General features: G+C 62.3%; 12 protein-coding genes, 4 tRNA genes and 1 other RNA gene. 6 read left to right on the top strand and 11 right to left on the bottom strand.

All coding sequences use genetic code 11. From position 1 onward, the window contains the following. The first annotated feature begins 2 nt into the window (after positions 1 to 2). Both AC2CGQ_RS01805 and eutC read left to right on the top strand, forming a co-directional pair. Positions 3 to 1,388: an ethanolamine ammonia-lyase subunit EutB gene (locus tag AC2CGQ_RS01805; protein WP_004936427.1), complete on the top strand. Its 1,386-nt coding sequence runs from the start codon at positions 3 to 5 to the stop codon at positions 1,386 to 1,388. Further along, entirely contained in the window at positions 1,385 to 2,176 is a 792-nt protein-coding gene (gene eutC, locus AC2CGQ_RS01810) for an ethanolamine ammonia-lyase subunit EutC (protein ID WP_484593435.1), read from the top strand. Before AC2CGQ_RS01805 ends, eutC begins: the two co-directional genes overlap by 4 nt. On the opposite strand, the gene AC2CGQ_RS01815 is transcribed toward eutC, so the two are convergent. After that, positions 2,155 to 3,057, bottom strand: a complete 903-nt coding sequence (locus AC2CGQ_RS01815) for a LysR family transcriptional regulator (protein WP_048324636.1) — start codon at positions 3,055 to 3,057, stop codon at positions 2,155 to 2,157. The genes eutC and AC2CGQ_RS01815 overlap by 22 nt on opposite strands. 451 nt (positions 3,058 to 3,508) lie before the next feature. Between AC2CGQ_RS01815 and budA the strand changes: the two genes are divergently transcribed. The 3 genes from budA to AC2CGQ_RS01830 all read left to right on the top strand — a co-directional run bounded on the left by budA (position 3,509) and on the right by AC2CGQ_RS01830 (position 7,733). Next, positions 3,509 to 4,288 carry an acetolactate decarboxylase gene (budA, locus tag AC2CGQ_RS01820; protein WP_004936416.1) on the top strand — a complete coding sequence of 260 codons (780 nt, stop codon included), beginning with the start codon at positions 3,509 to 3,511 and terminating at the stop codon, positions 4,286 to 4,288. A 32-nt stretch (positions 4,289 to 4,320) separates the two neighbouring features. Further along, positions 4,321 to 6,006, top strand: coding sequence for an acetolactate synthase AlsS (gene alsS, locus AC2CGQ_RS01825; RefSeq protein WP_033632440.1), 1,686 nt, complete (start codon positions 4,321 to 4,323; stop codon positions 6,004 to 6,006). A gap of 140 nt (positions 6,007 to 6,146) precedes the next feature. Then, entirely contained in the window at positions 6,147 to 7,733 is a 1,587-nt protein-coding gene (locus AC2CGQ_RS01830; protein ID WP_048324631.1) for an ABC transporter substrate-binding protein, read from the top strand. 28 nt (positions 7,734 to 7,761) lie between these two features. Here the strand turns inward: AC2CGQ_RS01830 and AC2CGQ_RS01835 are convergent, their stop codons facing one another. The 9 genes from AC2CGQ_RS01835 to AC2CGQ_RS01875 all read right to left on the bottom strand — a co-directional run bounded on the left by AC2CGQ_RS01835 (position 7,762) and on the right by AC2CGQ_RS01875 (position 12,676). After that, positions 7,762 to 8,568: an ABC transporter ATP-binding protein gene (locus AC2CGQ_RS01835; protein ID WP_004936408.1), complete on the bottom strand. Its 807-nt coding sequence runs from the start codon at positions 8,566 to 8,568 to the stop codon at positions 7,762 to 7,764. A 17-nt stretch (positions 8,569 to 8,585) separates the two neighbouring features. Further along, positions 8,586 to 9,623, bottom strand: coding sequence for an iron-enterobactin ABC transporter permease (gene fepG / locus AC2CGQ_RS01840; RefSeq protein ID WP_004936405.1), 1,038 nt, complete (start codon positions 9,621 to 9,623; stop codon positions 8,586 to 8,588). Next, positions 9,623 to 10,678, bottom strand: coding sequence for a Fe(3+)-siderophore ABC transporter permease (gene fepD / locus AC2CGQ_RS01845; RefSeq protein ID WP_015378660.1), 1,056 nt, complete (start codon positions 10,676 to 10,678; stop codon positions 9,623 to 9,625). Before fepD ends, fepG begins: the two co-directional genes overlap by 1 nt. Before the next feature lie 213 nt (positions 10,679 to 10,891). Beyond that, positions 10,892 to 11,899: a Fe2+-enterobactin ABC transporter substrate-binding protein gene (fepB, locus tag AC2CGQ_RS01850; protein WP_049278047.1), complete on the bottom strand. Its 1,008-nt coding sequence runs from the start codon at positions 11,897 to 11,899 to the stop codon at positions 10,892 to 10,894. A gap of 199 nt (positions 11,900 to 12,098) precedes the next feature. After that, a non-coding RNA gene (locus AC2CGQ_RS01855) (RtT sRNA) lies at positions 12,099 to 12,222 on the bottom strand. A gap of 75 nt (positions 12,223 to 12,297) precedes the next feature. Continuing rightward, positions 12,298 to 12,373, bottom strand: a tRNA-Lys gene (locus tag AC2CGQ_RS01860). A gap of 7 nt (positions 12,374 to 12,380) precedes the next feature. Beyond that, a tRNA-Val gene (locus AC2CGQ_RS01865) sits at positions 12,381 to 12,456 on the bottom strand. 39 nt (positions 12,457 to 12,495) lie between these two features. Next, positions 12,496 to 12,571: transfer RNA gene (locus AC2CGQ_RS01870), tRNA-Val, on the bottom strand. Positions 12,572 to 12,600: 29 nt separating this feature from the next. Next, positions 12,601 to 12,676, bottom strand: a tRNA-Val gene (locus AC2CGQ_RS01875). Positions 12,677 to 12,970: 294 nt separating this feature from the next. Here AC2CGQ_RS01875 and gltX point away from each other — a divergent pair. Then, positions 12,971 to 14,386 (top strand): glutamate--tRNA ligase, encoded by a 1,416-nt coding sequence (gltX, locus tag AC2CGQ_RS01880; RefSeq protein ID WP_004936379.1) that lies wholly within the window; start codon positions 12,971 to 12,973, stop codon positions 14,384 to 14,386. A 65-nt stretch (positions 14,387 to 14,451) separates the two neighbouring features. Here the strand turns inward: gltX and AC2CGQ_RS01885 are convergent, their stop codons facing one another. Beyond that, complete coding sequence (locus AC2CGQ_RS01885; RefSeq protein WP_484593436.1) at positions 14,452 to 15,237, bottom strand: formate/nitrite transporter family protein; 786 nt, start codon at positions 15,235 to 15,237, stop codon at positions 14,452 to 14,454. Positions 15,238 to 15,467 lie beyond the last annotated feature (230 nt).

Here is a 15,467-nt window from a genome sequence, read left to right on the forward strand (position 1 = left end):
CTATGTTTCAGGCAACGGTGGGCCAACGCGGCTATCGCTTTGGCGATCTGCGCCAGCTGATGGCGAAAGCATCGCCGGCGCGTTCCGGCGATTATCTGGCGGAGGTGGCGGCGGAGAGCGCCGAAGAGCGCATGGCGGCGCGCATCGCGCTGGCGGATGTGCCGCTCAAGGCGTTCCTGCAGCAGGTGCTGGTGCCGTACGAACAGGACGAGGTGACGCGCCTGATTATCGACAGCCACGACGCCGCCGCCTTTGAGCCCATCTCGCACCTCACGGTCGGCGATTTTCGCGACTGGCTGCTGAGCGAGCAGGCGGACAGCGCCATGCTGGCGCAGGTGGCCGCCGGCATTACGCCGGAGATGGCGGCAGCGGTAAGCAAGATCATGCGCAATCAGGATCTGATCCTGGTGGCGAAGAAATGCCGGGTGGTGACGCGCTTTCGCAATACCATCGGCCTGCCGGGCCACCTCAGCGTGCGGCTGCAGCCCAATCACCCGACCGACAGCCTGCAGGGCATCGCCGCCAGCATGCTGGACGGTCTGCTGTACGGCAGCGGCGACGCGGTGGTCGGCATCAATCCGGCCAGCGACAGCCTGCCGCTGCTGGAAAAACTTAACTACATGCTGGACGATGTGATCCAGCGCTTCGCCATACCCACCCAATCCTGCGTGCTGACCCACGTGACCAACACGCTGCGGCTGATGGAGCGCGGCGCGCCGGTGGATCTGGTGTTTCAGTCGATCGCCGGTACCGAAGCGGCCAATCGCGGTTTCGGCATCAGTCTGGCGCTGCTGGCGGAAGCGCAGCAGGCGGCGCTGAGCCTCAGGCGCGGCACGCTGGGCGATAACGTGATGTATTTCGAAACCGGGCAGGGCAGTTGCCTGTCCGCCAACGCGCATCACGGCGTCGATCAGCAGACCTGTGAGGCGCGCGCCTATGCGGTGGCGCGCCATTTCTCGCCGCTGCTGATCAATACCGTGGTGGGGTTTATCGGCCCCGAATACCTGTATGACGGCAAACAAATTATCCGCGCCGGGCTGGAGGATCATTTCTGCGGCAAGCTGCTCGGCCTGCCGCTGGGCTGCGACGTCTGCTACACCAACCATGCCGAAGCCGATCAGGACGACATGGACACGCTGCTGACGCTGTTGGCCGCCGCCGGGCTGACGTTCCTGATCGGCGTGCCGGGCGCGGACGACATCATGCTCAACTACCAAAGCACCTCGTTCCACGACGCGCTCTATATCCGCGAACTGCTGGGGCTGAAGCACGCGCCGGAGTTCGCCGCCTGGCTGGCGGCGATGAACATCACCGACGAGCGCGGGCGGCTGCGCGACGCCGCCGCCAATCACCCGCTGTTGCTGGCGCTGCAGGGAGAACGCACATGAGCAAACCGGTTCACGTCAACAGTTGGGACTCGCTGCGCGCCTTTACCGACGCGCGCATCGCGTTGGGGCGCACCGGCGCCAGCCTGCCGACCGACGAGCTGCTGCGCTTCGGCCTGGCCCATGCCCAGGCGCGCGACGCGGTGCATCAGCCTTTCGACAGCGAACGGCTGGCGGCGGATCTGCACGATGCCGGTTGGCCCACGCTGGCGGTGCACAGCCAGGCCGTTGACCGCGCCGCCTATCTGCGCCGTCCGGATCTGGGGCGGCGATTGGCGCCGGACAGCCGCCGCCTGCTGCTCGGCGTGCCGCCGCGCCGGACCGATCTGCTGCTGGTGGTGGCGGATGGCCTTTCTTCCAAGGCGGTGCACCGCCAGGCATTGCCGCTGCTGCAGGCGCTGCGGCCCTATCTCGATACATTGGGGCTGGCGATCGCGCCGGTGGTGTTGGCGCATCAGGCGCGAGTGGCGCTGGGGGATGAGATTGGCGAATGCCTGCAGGCCCGGGCGGTGGCGGTGCTGATCGGCGAACGGCCGGGGCTGTCGTCGCCGGACAGCCTGGGCATTTATTTGACCTGGGAGCCGAATGCGCGCAGAACGGACGCCGAGCGTAACTGCATCTCCAACGTGCGGCCGGAGGGGCTGGATTACCCGCAGGCAGCGTTCCGTCTGGCCTGGCTGCTGGAGCAGGCGTTCCAGCGGCGGCTGAGCGGCATCGAGCTGAAGGACGAGAGCGACAATCCGGCGCTGCACAACCGGGTGACACCGCTTTACCCCCAGCTGGGCGGCTGACCGAGGGTTTGCTGCAGCAGGGCGGTGAAGGCCGCCAGCCGGGCGGACACCTTCGCCATCGGGCGCAGCAGATAGATGCCTTGCTGCTCATGGCGCGGATCTTCGAGCATCTGAACCAGTTGCCCATTCTGCACGTCCGGCCCCACCACCCAGTTGGGCAGGAAGGCAATGCCGAGGCCGAGCAGCGCCGCCTGGCGCTGCGCGGTGAAGTCGTCGCAGCGCAGCGCCATGGTGCAGCGGCTCATCAGCGCCGCGTCGAGGATCTGCGCCCAGCAGGCCGGCTGCTGTTTGTGGTAGCGGGCGATCAGCCGATGCTGCGGCAACGCTTCCAGATCGCTCGGCAGGCCATAGCGGGCGACGTAGGCGGGGCTGGCGCACATCACCCAGCGTTGCGTGGCGATGCGGCTGGCGTACAGCGCGCTGTCCTTCTGCTCGCCGATGCGGAGGGCGGCGTCCAGCCGTTCCTGCGTCGGATCGGTCTGGCGTTCGGTCAGATCGAGATCGATAGACAGCTGAGGATAGCGTTCCGCCAGCGTCGGCAGCAGCGGCAGCACATAGGTTTTGCCGAAGGTCGGCAGGCAGCTGATGCGCAGCGTGCCTTGCGGCGTTTCGTTTAACGCGCTCAGCTCGGCGTGAATGCCGGTAATGTCCGTCATCAGCGCGGCGGCGCGCGTCAGCAGCAGCTCGCCGGCGTCGGTCAGCAGCAGCCCACGGGTGGAGCGGACGAACAGCGTGGCGCCGAGCGCGCTTTCCAAGGCGTCGATATGGCGCACCAGCGAGGAGGGCACCATGCCCAGCCGGCGAGCGGCGGCGGAAAAGCTGCCCAGGCGGGCCACGTCGAGAAAGATCGGCAGATGTTCAACATAACGGGCGTCATTCATTTTTGCATTATATGCAAAAGCGTTTCTTATGAATACCCGCTTCTTTGTCGGCGGCGCTGCGGCTACTCTGGTTGCGGGTTGACGGCGGGCTTCAACGCCGCTGCATCCCTGCCGTATAGAGAGAAAACGCATAAACCTGGCGGCGCTTAGCACTAAATAACAGATGTTTTTCCCAGGCTGCATGAGCCGCCTGCGGAGTTGATTGTCGCTCCAACACCAGATTAACCGTTCAATTTGATATCCGACTCGGCATTAATGATTAGTGAGCCTTTACTTTCACACGTCATGCCGTGGGTTCTGGATATCGGCCGGCCAGCCGTGCCGGTTTTTTTGTCGCCTCAGGCTGAATCGTTCCAATTGATGAACGCGCCTTGGGGGGCATCTTGGCCCACCGTCGGTGGGTCTTTTGAACGCGCAGGATCGCGATCCCGCGCTGGTGGAGGAGTGAGTCATGAACGAAAAACACGGGTGTTCCTGTGCGCGCCATTTGGCGCAGGGTTTTGCCAGGCAGTCGATCAACGCCGGGGAGGGCGAAATCTATCAAATCTCGCTGATGAGCGCGCTCATCGACGGGGTCTACGAGGGTGAAACCACCATTGCCGAGTTGCTCAAACACGGTGATTTCGGCCTCGGCACCTTCAATCACCTGGATGGCGAACTGATCGCTTTCGACCAGGAAATACACCAGCTGCGCGCCGACGGCAGCGCCCGCCCAGCCGGTTTGCAACAGAAAACCCCTTTCGCCGTCGTCACCTTTTTCCAGCCCAGTATCAGCCAGCAGTTCGACCGGCCGATCACCAAGGCGCAGCTGCACCAATGCATCGATGAACAGGTCGCCTCGCCGAACCTGTTTTGCGCGGTGCGGGTCGACGGTGAGTTCAGCCACGTGGAAACCCGCACCGTGCCGCGTCAGGAACGGCCCTATCGCCCGATGCTGGAAGCGATAGAAGAGCAGCCGACCTTCTCGTTTCATCAACGGCGCGGCACGCTGGTCGGCTTCCGCTCGCCGGATTACATGCAGGGCATCGGCGTGGCCGGCTATCACGAACACTTCGTTACCGACGACCGCAGCGGCGGCGGCCACGTGCTGGATTACCAGCTCGATCATGGCCGCCTGCAGTTCGGCGTCATCACCCGTCTCAATCTTCAGTTGCCGCATGATGCGGATTTCTTGCGCGCCAACCTCTGCCCAGAGGATTTGGATCGTGCGATTCGTTCCGCCGAGGGCTAACCCCGGCGATCGTTTTCTTAGGAGGTGGAACCATGGCACAGGAAAAAACAGGCAATGACTGGCAATGCGGCGCCGACTTGGTGGTGAAAAACCTGGAAGCGCAGGGCGTCAAACACGTTTTCGGCATTCCGGGCGCCAAGATCGACCGGGTGTTCGACTCGCTGGAGGACGCGCCATCGATTGAAACGGTGGTGGTGCGGCATGAGGCCAACGCGGCCTTTATGGCGGCGGCGGTCGGCCGCCTGACCGGCAAGGCCGGGGTGGCGCTGGTCACCTCCGGGCCGGGCAGCTCCAACCTGATCACCGGGCTGGCCACCGCCACCTCGGAGGGGGACGCGGTAGTGGCCTTCGGCGGGGCGGTGAAGCGCGCCGACAGCCTGAAGCAGACGCACCAGAGCATGGATACCGTCAGCATGTTCCGGCCGGTGACCAAGTATTGCGCCGAAGTGCACGCCGGCTCGGCGATTTCCGAGGTGATCGCCAACGCCTTCCGCCGCGCCGAGTTCGGCCGCCCAGGAGCCTCGTTCATCAGCCTGCCGATGGATATCGTCAATGAACCGGTCAGCGCGCCGGTGTTGGCCGGCTGCCGCTTGCCGCGCATGGGGGCCGCGGCGGCGGACGACATCCAGGCGGCGGTGAAGCTGATCCGCCAGGCCAAATGCCCGGTATTGCTGCTCGGTTTGCAGGCCAGCCGGCCGGAGAACAGCGAGGCGGTGCGCCATCTGCTGTACCGCACCCACATGCCGGTGGTCGGCACCTATCAGGCGGCGGGGGTGATTGACGTCAACCACTTCGCCCGCTTCGCCGGCCGCGTCGGCCTGTTCAACAACCAGCCGGCCGATCAGCTGTTGCAGAAGGCCGATCTGGTGGTGAGCGTCGGCTATGATCCGATCGAATACGATCCCTGCATGTGGAACAGTCATGGGCGGCTGAAACTGGTGCACATCGACGTGCTGCCGGCGGATATCGACACCTGCTATCGGCCGGACGTCGAACTGGTGGGCAACATCAGCGCCACGCTGAACATGATGACCGAAACGTTCAATGAGGCGGTCTGCGTGCCGCCGGAGGTGGAGCTGATCCTCACCGATCTCGGCCGCCAGCGCACAGAACTGGCGGAGCGCGCCGCGCGCCGCGGCGGCATGCCGATCCACCCGCTGCGCATCGTCAAGGAGCTGCAGGACATCGTCAGCGACGACGTGACGCTGTGCGTGGACATGGGCAGTTTCCACATCTGGATCGCCCGCTATCTTTACAGCTTCCGCGCCCGCCAGCTGTTGATCTCCAACGGCCAGCAAACCATGGGGGTGGCGCTGCCGTGGGCCATCGGCGCGGCGTTGGTGCGCCCCGGCGACAAGGTGGTGTCGATCTCCGGCGACGGCGGCTTCATGCAGTCGAGCATGGAGCTGGAGACCGCGGTGCGGCTGAAAAACAACATCGTGCACGTGATCTGGGTCGATAACGCCTACAACATGGTGGAGATGCAGGAAGTGAACAAATACCAGCGCAAATCCGGCGTGGAGTTCGGGCCGATTGACTTCAAGGCCTATGCGGAATCCTGCGGCGCGGTCGGTTTCGCCGTGCAGTCGGTGGACGATCTGCGGCCGATGCTGCGCAAGGCGATGGCGATCCAGGGGCCGGTGGTGGTGGCCATTCCGGTCGACTACGCCGACAACTATAAGCTGATGGCGCAGATGAACTTCAGCCAGATGATTTAATTTCATCATCGCGTGGTTTCACCGGGGCAGGCCGCTTGCGCGCCTGCCCGTTTTTATGCGCGGAATTTGTCCTTTACATCGCTAACTGCATGATTTATTGCTATCCGTTGGGCTGTTTTTTCACCACTGGGGATAGCGCAATGAAAAGAAAAGCAATAACGATCGGGCTGCTGGCGTTGGCGATTGCCGGCGGCGCGCGGGCCAATACGCTGGTCTACTGTTCTGAAGGCTCGCCGGAAGGCTTCAACCCGCAGCTGTTCACCTCCGGCACCACGGTGGATGCCAGCTCGGCGGCGATCTATAACCGGCTGGTGGATTTCAAACCCGGTACCGTCGAGCTGCAACCCAGCCTGGCGGAAAGCTGGGAGGTCAGCGAAGACGGCAAGCGCTATACCTTCCACCTGCGCAAGGGCGTGGCATTCCAGAGCAATAAATATTTTACCCCCACCCGCGATTTCAACGCCGATGACGTCATCTTCTCGTTTATGCGCCAGAAGGACGCCAACAACCCGTATCACAAGGTCTCCAACGGTGCCTACACCAACTTCGAGTCGATGGAGTTCGGCACGCTGATCGACCGGATCGTCAAGGTGGATGACCACACCGTGCGCTTTGAGCTCTCCCGCGCCGAGGCGCCGTTCGTCGCCGATCTGGGCATGTATTTTGCCACCATTTTATCGGCGGAATATGCCGACGCGATGCTGAAGGCCGGCACGCCGCAGCGGGTGGACAACGATCCGATCGGCACCGGGCCGTTCCAGCTGGTGCAGTACCAGAAGGACGCAAAAATCCTCTACAAGGCGTTCGACCGCTACTGGGAAGGCAAACCGAAGATCGATCGGCTGGTGTTCTCGATCACGCCGGATGCGACGGTGCGTTACGCCAAACTGCAAAAGAACGAGTGCCAGGTGATGCCGTTCCCCAACCCGGCGGATCTGGCGCGCATGCGGCAGGACGGCAACCTGCAGGTGATGGAAAAATCCGGCCTGAATATCGGCTTCCTGGCGTTCAACACCCAGAAGAAGCCGTTGGATAACGTCAAGGTGCGCCAGGCGTTGGCGCTGGCTGTCAACAAGCCGGCGATCATCGACGCGGTGTTCCACGGCGCCGGCCAGCCGGCCAAGAATCTGCTGCCGCCGACCCAATGGGGCAGCAACGCGCAGCTTGAAGATTATCCGTATTCGCCGGAGCGGGCGAAGCAGCTGCTGCAGGAGGCCGGGCTGGGGCAGGGGTTCGATATCGATCTTTGGGCGATGCCGGTGCAGCGGCCCTATAACCCCAACGCCAAGCGCATGGCGGAGATGATCCAGGCCGACTGGGCCAAGATCGGCGTGCGCGCCAAAATCGTCACCTTCGAGTGGGGCGAGTATTTGCAGCGGATTAAAAACGGCGAGCACCAGACCGCGCTGATGGGCTGGACCACCGCCAACGGCGATCCGGACAACTTCTTCGGCCCGCTGTTCACCTGCGCTTCGCTCGGCGGCTCCAACTCGGCGAAATGGTGCTACAAACCGTTCGACCAGCTGATCCTGCAGGCGCGCGAGGAGAACGATCACGCCAAACGGGTGGCGATGTATCAGCAGGCGCAGGTGATGATGCACGATCAGATGCCGGCGCTGATGATCGCGCACTCGACCATCTTCGAACCGGTGCGCAAGGAAGTGAAAGGCTACGAGATAGACCCATTCGGCAAACACATCTTCAAACAGGTGTCGCTGGAGAAGTAACCAAGAGGCCGGGTTAACCCGGCCTTTTTCATGCCTGCGGCGCGTCGCAGTGGTAGCGGCCGCGCGGGATCACCAGCGGCGTGTGGGACAGCGGATCGTCGATGATCATGCACGGCATGCCGAACACCCGCTCCACCAGTTCGGCGGTGATGATCTCCGCCGGTTTCCCTTCCGCCACGATCTTGCCGTCGCGCATGGCGATGATATGGTCGGCATAGCGGCAGGCGTGGTTGAGATCGTGCAGCACCGCGATCAGGGTTTGACCGCGCTCGCGGTTGAGCTGGCGGAACAGATCCAGCAGCTCGATCTGGTGCGCGATGTCCAGATAGGTGGTCGGCTCATCCAGCAGCAGCAGCGGGGTTTGCTGCGCCAGCGCCATCGCCACCCAGACGCGCTGACGCTGCCCGCCGGACAGCTCGTCGACGCTGCGATCCGCCAGCTGGCTGACGTTGGTGGCCGCCATGGCGGCTTCCACCGCCTGTTTGTCGGCCTGCGTCCACTGTTTCAGCAGGCTTTGGTGCGGATAGCGGCCGCGCGACACCAGGTCCGCCACGGTGATGCTGTCCGGCGCGATCGAAGTTTGCGGCAGCAGCCCAAGCTCGCGCGCCAGCGCCTTGGTGGCGAAGCTGCTGATGTTCTTGCCGTCCAGCATCACCTCGCCGGCGCTGGGTTTCAGCAGGCGGCACAGGGCGCGCAACAGCGTCGATTTGCCGCAGGCGTTCGGCCCGACGATCACCGTGAAGGCGCCGTCGGGGATCGCCACGCTCAGATCGTCAGCGATGATTTTATTGTCGTAGCCCAGCTTCAGGTGCGAGGCGTGCAGGCGGTGGCTCATGGCATTATCACTCTTCATTATCTGCGGGCCTCTCGGATGAGCAGCCAAATCAGGTACAGGCCGCCGATGCAGACGGTCACAACCCCGACCGGCAGTTGGATCGGCGCGAAAAGATGTTGGGACACCACGTCGGCGCCGAGCAGCAACGCCGCGCCCATCAGCGCCGAGGAGGTCAGGGTGACCGAGGATTGGCCGGCGAGGCGACGGGCGATCTGCGGCGCCGCCAGCGCGATAAAGGAAATCGGCCCGGCGGTGGCGGTGACGGCGGCGGTGAGGGTGACGCCGAACAGCATCAGCCACAGCCGGCTGCCTTCGGCGTTAACGCCCAGCGCGCGCGCCGTGTCATCGCCCATTTCCAGCAGCTGCAGCCGTTTGCCCATCAGCAGCGCGGCCGCGGCCGCCAGCACGATGAACGCCGTGGCGGGCTGGGCTTTTTGCCAGGTCATGCCGTTGAGCGAACCGGCCTGCCACATGGCGGCGTCCATGGCGCGCTCGAGCGAAGCGGTGATGATCAGCCAGGTGTTGGTGGAGACCAGCACCGCGCTGATGGCGATGCCGACGATGATCAACCGGAAGCCGGCGATGCCTTGCCGCCAGGCCAGCAGATAGATGGCCAGCGCGGCGAGAATGCCGCCGGCCAGCGCGCCGCCGGCGATGTAATAGTAGCCGCCGTTGAACAGGGTGATGGCGATCAGCGCGCCGGTGTAAGCCCCCATGTTAAAGCCGATCACGTCCGGGCTGCCGAGCGGGTTGCGGATAATTGACTGGAAAATGGCGCCGCTCATGCCGAGCGCGGCGCCTAACAACAGCGCCATGGCGATGCGGGGCAAGCGCCATTGGGTGACTACGGTCACCAGGTTTTTCGGCGCCTCGCCGGTCAGCGCGGCAAAAACCTGCTCCAGCGAAAGTTGCAGCGTGCCGTAGCACAGGGCGGCGACGGCCATCGCCAGACACAGCGCCAACAGTGAAAGGTTGACCAGCAGCAGGCGCAGCGGCAGGCGCCCGTTGATGACGCCGTCCGGGCGGCCGATATGCAGCGTATGCGGCAGACTCATCACAGACCCCCCAGCGTTTTCTTGCGGCGCACCAGCCAGATCAGCACCGGCGCGCCGATGAAGGCCGCCACGATGGAAACCCGCAGCTCACCGGCCGCCAGCAAGCGGCCGACCACGTCGGCGCACAGCAGTAAAATCGGCGCCAGCAGCATGGAGTAGGGCAGGATCCAGCGCTGGTCGGGGCCGACCCACCAACGGGCGATATGCGGCACCATCAGGCCGATGAAACTGATTGGGCCGACGGTGGCGGTTGCCGCGCCGCACAGCAGCGTGATGGCGATCACCGCGATCACCTGAGTCAGCACCACGCGCGCGCCGAGTGCGATAGCCAGATCTTCCCCCATACCGATGGTATTCAGCGGCCGGGCGATGAGCAGCGTCAGCAGGCAGCCGAGCAAAATGGCGGGGGCGGTCACCGGCAGCGTGGACAGCGTGCGGATATCCAGCGTGCCGGCCTGCCAGAAGCGCAGTTGGTCGAAGGTTTGCGGATCGATCAGCGACAGCCCGGTGGTGATGCCGAGCAGCACCGCGCCGATCGCCACGCCGGCCAGCGTCAGCCGCACCGGGTTGATGCGCCCGCCCGCCAGCGTGCCGATCAGGTAGACCAGCAGGGTGGTGAGGGCTGCGCCGGCAAAGGCGTAGGCCATGTAGCTTTCGGTGGTGGCGGCGCCGAAAAACATGATGCCGATGACCACGGCGAAGCTGGCGCCGGCGTTGATGCCGAGCACGCCGGGATCGGCCAGCGGGTTGCGCGTCAGCGCCTGAATCAGCGCGCCGGCGGCGCCGAGCGCCATGCCGGCCAGGATGCCCGCCAGCGTACGGGGCACCCGGGCATTGAGAATGATGGTGCTGTCGGAACCGCTCGCGGCGCCCTGCAGGCTGAGCCAGACGGTATGGAAGGGGATGGCTTTGGAACCCAGCATCAGGCTGGCCATGATGCACAGCAGCAACAGCGCCAAACCGATACCGAACCCGGCGATGCGTTTGAAGCCACTGGCGTAAGCTGCGTGCGGTGCGGACGAAAGCGTCCGCTCAGTCGGAGTGGGTACGTTCACACCGGTAACTCCTGTATGATTTTTATTCTCATTGTTATTTGCGTTCATGCGGGGGCAATAGTAGCACGAGTTTACGCCCGCATGCACCCGCCGGTTGGTGGCAAAGGTGCGTTGACGATGTTAATAACTATTGATATTTCAATTGATTGAATGTGAACGTTCGCCCCGCTTGCTGCAAGTGTCGGCAGGGGGCTGACCTGCCGACGGCGTGATTCAGGGCTTTTTGAACAACCGTTCGATTTGATTCAGCATGTTGGTGGCGCTGTAGTAATCGAGGCGGAAGGTGTCGTTGCCGACGGCGTAGACGTGCCGCTGTTCCACCGGCTCCAGATGTTTGAGGAACGGGTTGGTCAGCACCTCTTGCACTTTGCGCTCATTGGTGGCGAACAGGATCAGGGTTTTGCCATTCAGGCCTTCGGCCATTTTTTCGCCGGAGATCTGGATGATGTCATGGCGTTTACCCATGCTGGTGTTGCCTTTGGCGCTTTCCGGCGGGGTGGCCAGCTGGAAGCCGAGCTGGGTCAGCAGTTTGCCCTGGGCGGAACCCGGCGTCCACAGCATGGCCTCGCGGCCGTTGTCGGCATACACCAGCGGAGTGGTGGGCTGTGGCGGCAGCGCGATCGCCTGTTTCACTTGCTCCACGCGCTGCTCGAAACGATCTTCCGCCTGTTTGGCGCCGGCTTCATGACCGGTGATCTCGCCGAGCTCGCTGGCCAGCTGTTGCCAGCTTTTGTCGCCATAGTCGAGCACCAGCGTCGGCGCAATGGCGGACAGCTGGTCATAAAGTTTCAACGCCGAATCACCGCCGGTCGCGGCGACGACGATCAAATCCGGCGCGGCGGCGGCGACGGCTTCGGCATTGGGCTCCACCTGGTACAGCCGCTCGACGTGGCGCTGTTTGGCCACCTCGCTCCACTGGGTAAAGAAACCTTGTTTATCGGCCACCAGGGGATTTGGGCTGGTGGCGGCGCTGGCGACCACCGGGGCGTCGATAGCCAACAGCGTGCCGGTGATGGTGACGCTGGTGGACACGATGCGCTGCGGCGGTTTTTCCAGCGTGAACTTCCCTTTGACGCTGTCGATGGTGCGCGGCCAACTGCCGTCGGCAGCGGGGGCGGACGGTTGCTGTCCGTCGCTCTTGTCGTCCGGGCCGCAGCCGCTGAGCAACAGGCTGGAAGTGGCGATAAATGCAATGAACAGCTGGCGTAAGGATAGGGTCATGAGCGGGCTCTTTCTTTCCTTGAACTAAGGCGTATCAATCCGGCGGCGGATTGGCTGCGTGGTGGATGCCGGCTAATTTACCATTCAAGCCGCCAAAATGATAACCATTCGTATCTCAGCGCGTGGTGAAGGAAAGAATAGAAAGAAGAAGCGGAGTGACAGAAACGAAAAAAGCGCCAAAAGGCGCTTTTTTCTGAATTGGTGGGTCGTGCAGGATTGATTCGGCCTGTGGCCTCACCCTGCGGGCAACGCTGCGCGTTGTCGTATCGCTGCGCGATGCTCGAACCTCTACGGTTCTTCATCCTGCACGACTCGGTAAACTATGCCTGCGAGAAGATGAAGTCGGGAGCAGGTGGCGCAGAAACGAAAAAAGCGCCAAAAGGCGCTTTTTTCTGAATTGGTGGGTCGTGCAGGATTCGAACCTGCGACCAATTGATTAAAAGTCAACTGCTCTACCAACTGAGCTAACGACCCGCAGATGTGGTGGGTGATGACGGGCTCGAACCGCCGACCCCCTCCGTGTAAAGGAGATGCTCTACCAACTGAGCTAATCACCCACTTCAGGACTTCCAGGTTACTGCTAAACGAGAGAATGATGGTGGGTGATGACGGGCTCGAACCGCCGACCCCCTCCGTGTAAAGGAGATGCTCTACCAACTGAGCTAATCACCCTCATTCGTTCTCATTTTTTCTCAACAAGATGGTGGGCGATGACGGGCTCGAACCGCCGACCCCCTCCGTGTAAAGGAGATGCTCTACCAACTGAGCTAATCGCCCCGTCTTGTTGGAGTCGCATTATAGGGATAGTTCAAAGTGAGTCAACGGTTTTTAAAATGATTTCAATCGTTCGCCGCAAATTTAGGCAGGGCGCGATAATAATCGCCAGCAGCGCCGATTCTTTGCGCGATGCTATGCGAAACTCGCCGCAAAACGCGCGAAATCGACCGGCGCAATATCGTGTCGGCGTTGAGGAATTAGCGCGTGGTGATACAATGTCGTCCACTCTTTTTTCAATTCCGAGCAATCGTCGGCAACCGCCGACACGCGTTGCGTAATAAGGCAGTGAACCCAATGAAAATCAAAACCCGTTTTGCACCGAGCCCGACCGGCTATCTTCACGTCGGCGGCGCGCGTACCGCACTTTATTCCTGGTTGTTCAGCCGCCATGCGGGCGGTGAGTTCGTTCTGCGTATCGAAGATACCGATCTGGAACGTTCTACCCAGGACGCGATCGACGCAATTATGGATGGCATGAACTGGTTGAACCTGGATTGGGATGAAGGCCCGTATTTCCAGACCAAGCGTTTCGATCGCTACAACGCGGTCATCGATGAGATGCTGGAGCAGGGCACGGCCTATAAATGCTATTGCTCCAGGGAACGTCTGGAAGCGCTGCGCGAGAAGCAGATGGAAAATGGCGAAAAGCCGCGTTACGACGGCCACTGCCGCGACAGCCAGTGCAGCCACACCGACGACGAACCGCACGTGGTGCGCTTCCGCAACCCGCAGGAAGGGTCGGTGATCTTCGACGATAAAATTCGCGGCCCGATCGAATTCAGCAACCAGGAGCTGGACGATCTGATCATCCGCCGCACCGACGGTTCGCCAACCTATAACTTCTGCGTCGTCGTCGATGACTGGGACATGGAAATCACCCATGTGATCCGCGGTGAAGACCACATCAACAACACCCCGCGCCAGATCAACATTCTCAAAGCGCTGGGCGCGCCGGTGCCGGAATACGCGCACGTGTCGATGATCCTCGGCGACGACGGTAAAAAGCTGTCCAAACGTCACGGCGCCGTGGGCGTGATGCAGTACCGCGACGACGGCTATCTGCCGCAGGCGCTGCTGAACTACCTGGTGCGTCTGGGCTGGTCCCACGGCGATCAGGAGATCTTCTCCATCGACGAGATGAAAGAGTTCTTCACGCTGGAAGCGATCAACAAATCCGCCAGCGCCTTCAACACCGAGAAGCTGCAGTGGCTGAACCATCACTACATCAACCATATGCCGGCGGAAGAAGTGGCGGTGCATCTGGCATGGCACGTTGAGCAACTGGGCATTGAAACCCGCAACGGGCCAGAACTGAAGGATATCGTCAAGCTGCTGGGCGAGCGCTGCAAAACGCTGAAAGAGATGGCGGAGTCTTGCCGTTACTTCTACGAAGACTTCAGCGAGTTCGACGCCGACGCGGCCAAGAAGCACCTGCGTCCGGTGGCGCGTCAGCCGCTGGAAGCTGTGCGCGCCAAGCTGGCCGCCATCACCGTCTGGACGCCGGAAAACGTGCATGACGCCATTCAGGGCACGGCGGATGAGCTGGGTGTTGGCATGGGCAAAGTCGGCATGCCGCTGCGCGTCGCGGTGACCGGCGCCGGCCAGTCGCCGGGCATGGACGTGACCGTGCATGCGATCGGCCAGAAGCGTTCGCTGCAGCGCATCGACATGGCGCTGGCTTATATCGCCGAGCGCGAAGCGCAAGCCTGATTCGCTGCTACGCCATAAAGCAAAAGCCCCGAGGAGCAATCCCGGGGCTTTTTTCATGGCGGTTGTCAGGCGTGTTCGCTGGCCGGCAAACCGGGGCGATAGGCGAGGAAATACATCAGCCCGACAAAGCCGGCGCCGCCCAGCGCATTGCCGAGAAATACCGCGACGAAATTAGGCAGGTACTGCTCCCAGCCCATGCCGCCGGCGAAGATGGCCGCCGGGATGATGAACATGTTCGCCACCACGTGCTGGAAACCGATGGCGACAAAAGCCATGACCGGGAACCACATGCCGATCACTTTGCCCGGCACATCCTTGCTGGCGAAGGCTAACCACACCGCCAGGCACACCAGCCAGTTGCAGCCGACGCCGGAGATGAAGGCGTGCAGGAAGTCCGCATCCACTTTGGCCTGCGCGATCGCCAGCGTCTTATGCAAAAACGCGCCTTCGGTCAGGCCCAGCAGGTGGCCGAAAAAGTAGGCGACGGCCACGCTGCCGGCCAGGTTGGCCAGGGTGACCCAAAACCAGTTGCGCAGCACGGCGATGGCGGGGATTTCACGAGCGAACCAGGCCATTGGCAAGGTCATCATGTTGCCGGTCAGCAGCTCGCCGCCGGCCAGAATGGTCAGGATCAGGCCGATCGGGAACACCGCGGCGCCCAACAGCGCGCCGAAAGAGCCCCATTCGGCCGGCAGGGTACCGATGACGTGAATATCCAGCAGAAAGCCGGTGGCGATAAAGGCGCCGGCGAGAAAGCCCAGAATCAGCAGATTAGCGAGCGGGGTGCGGCTTTTGTTTACCCCGGCCTGAACGGCGAGGGCGGCGATTTCTTTTGGTGAATGCAAAGACATGACGGACTCGGTTTATAGTAATGAAGTTTATGGCGCGGGCAGTCTATGCCGCTCGGGAGTCCGACTCAAGCGCATTTCGCTAACATTCTGTTAATTAAAAATCAACGTGATATGCAGGGTCTTTCGCCATTTTGAGATGTAGCGCGCAAAATGGATGAACTCTGCACAAAGTGATGATTTTTTGGCGCCAAAGATGCTGATTTGGCGGCTTTTTCAACGCTTGATTCAGT

This window comes from Serratia sp. DFXYC6, assembly GCF_057196085.1.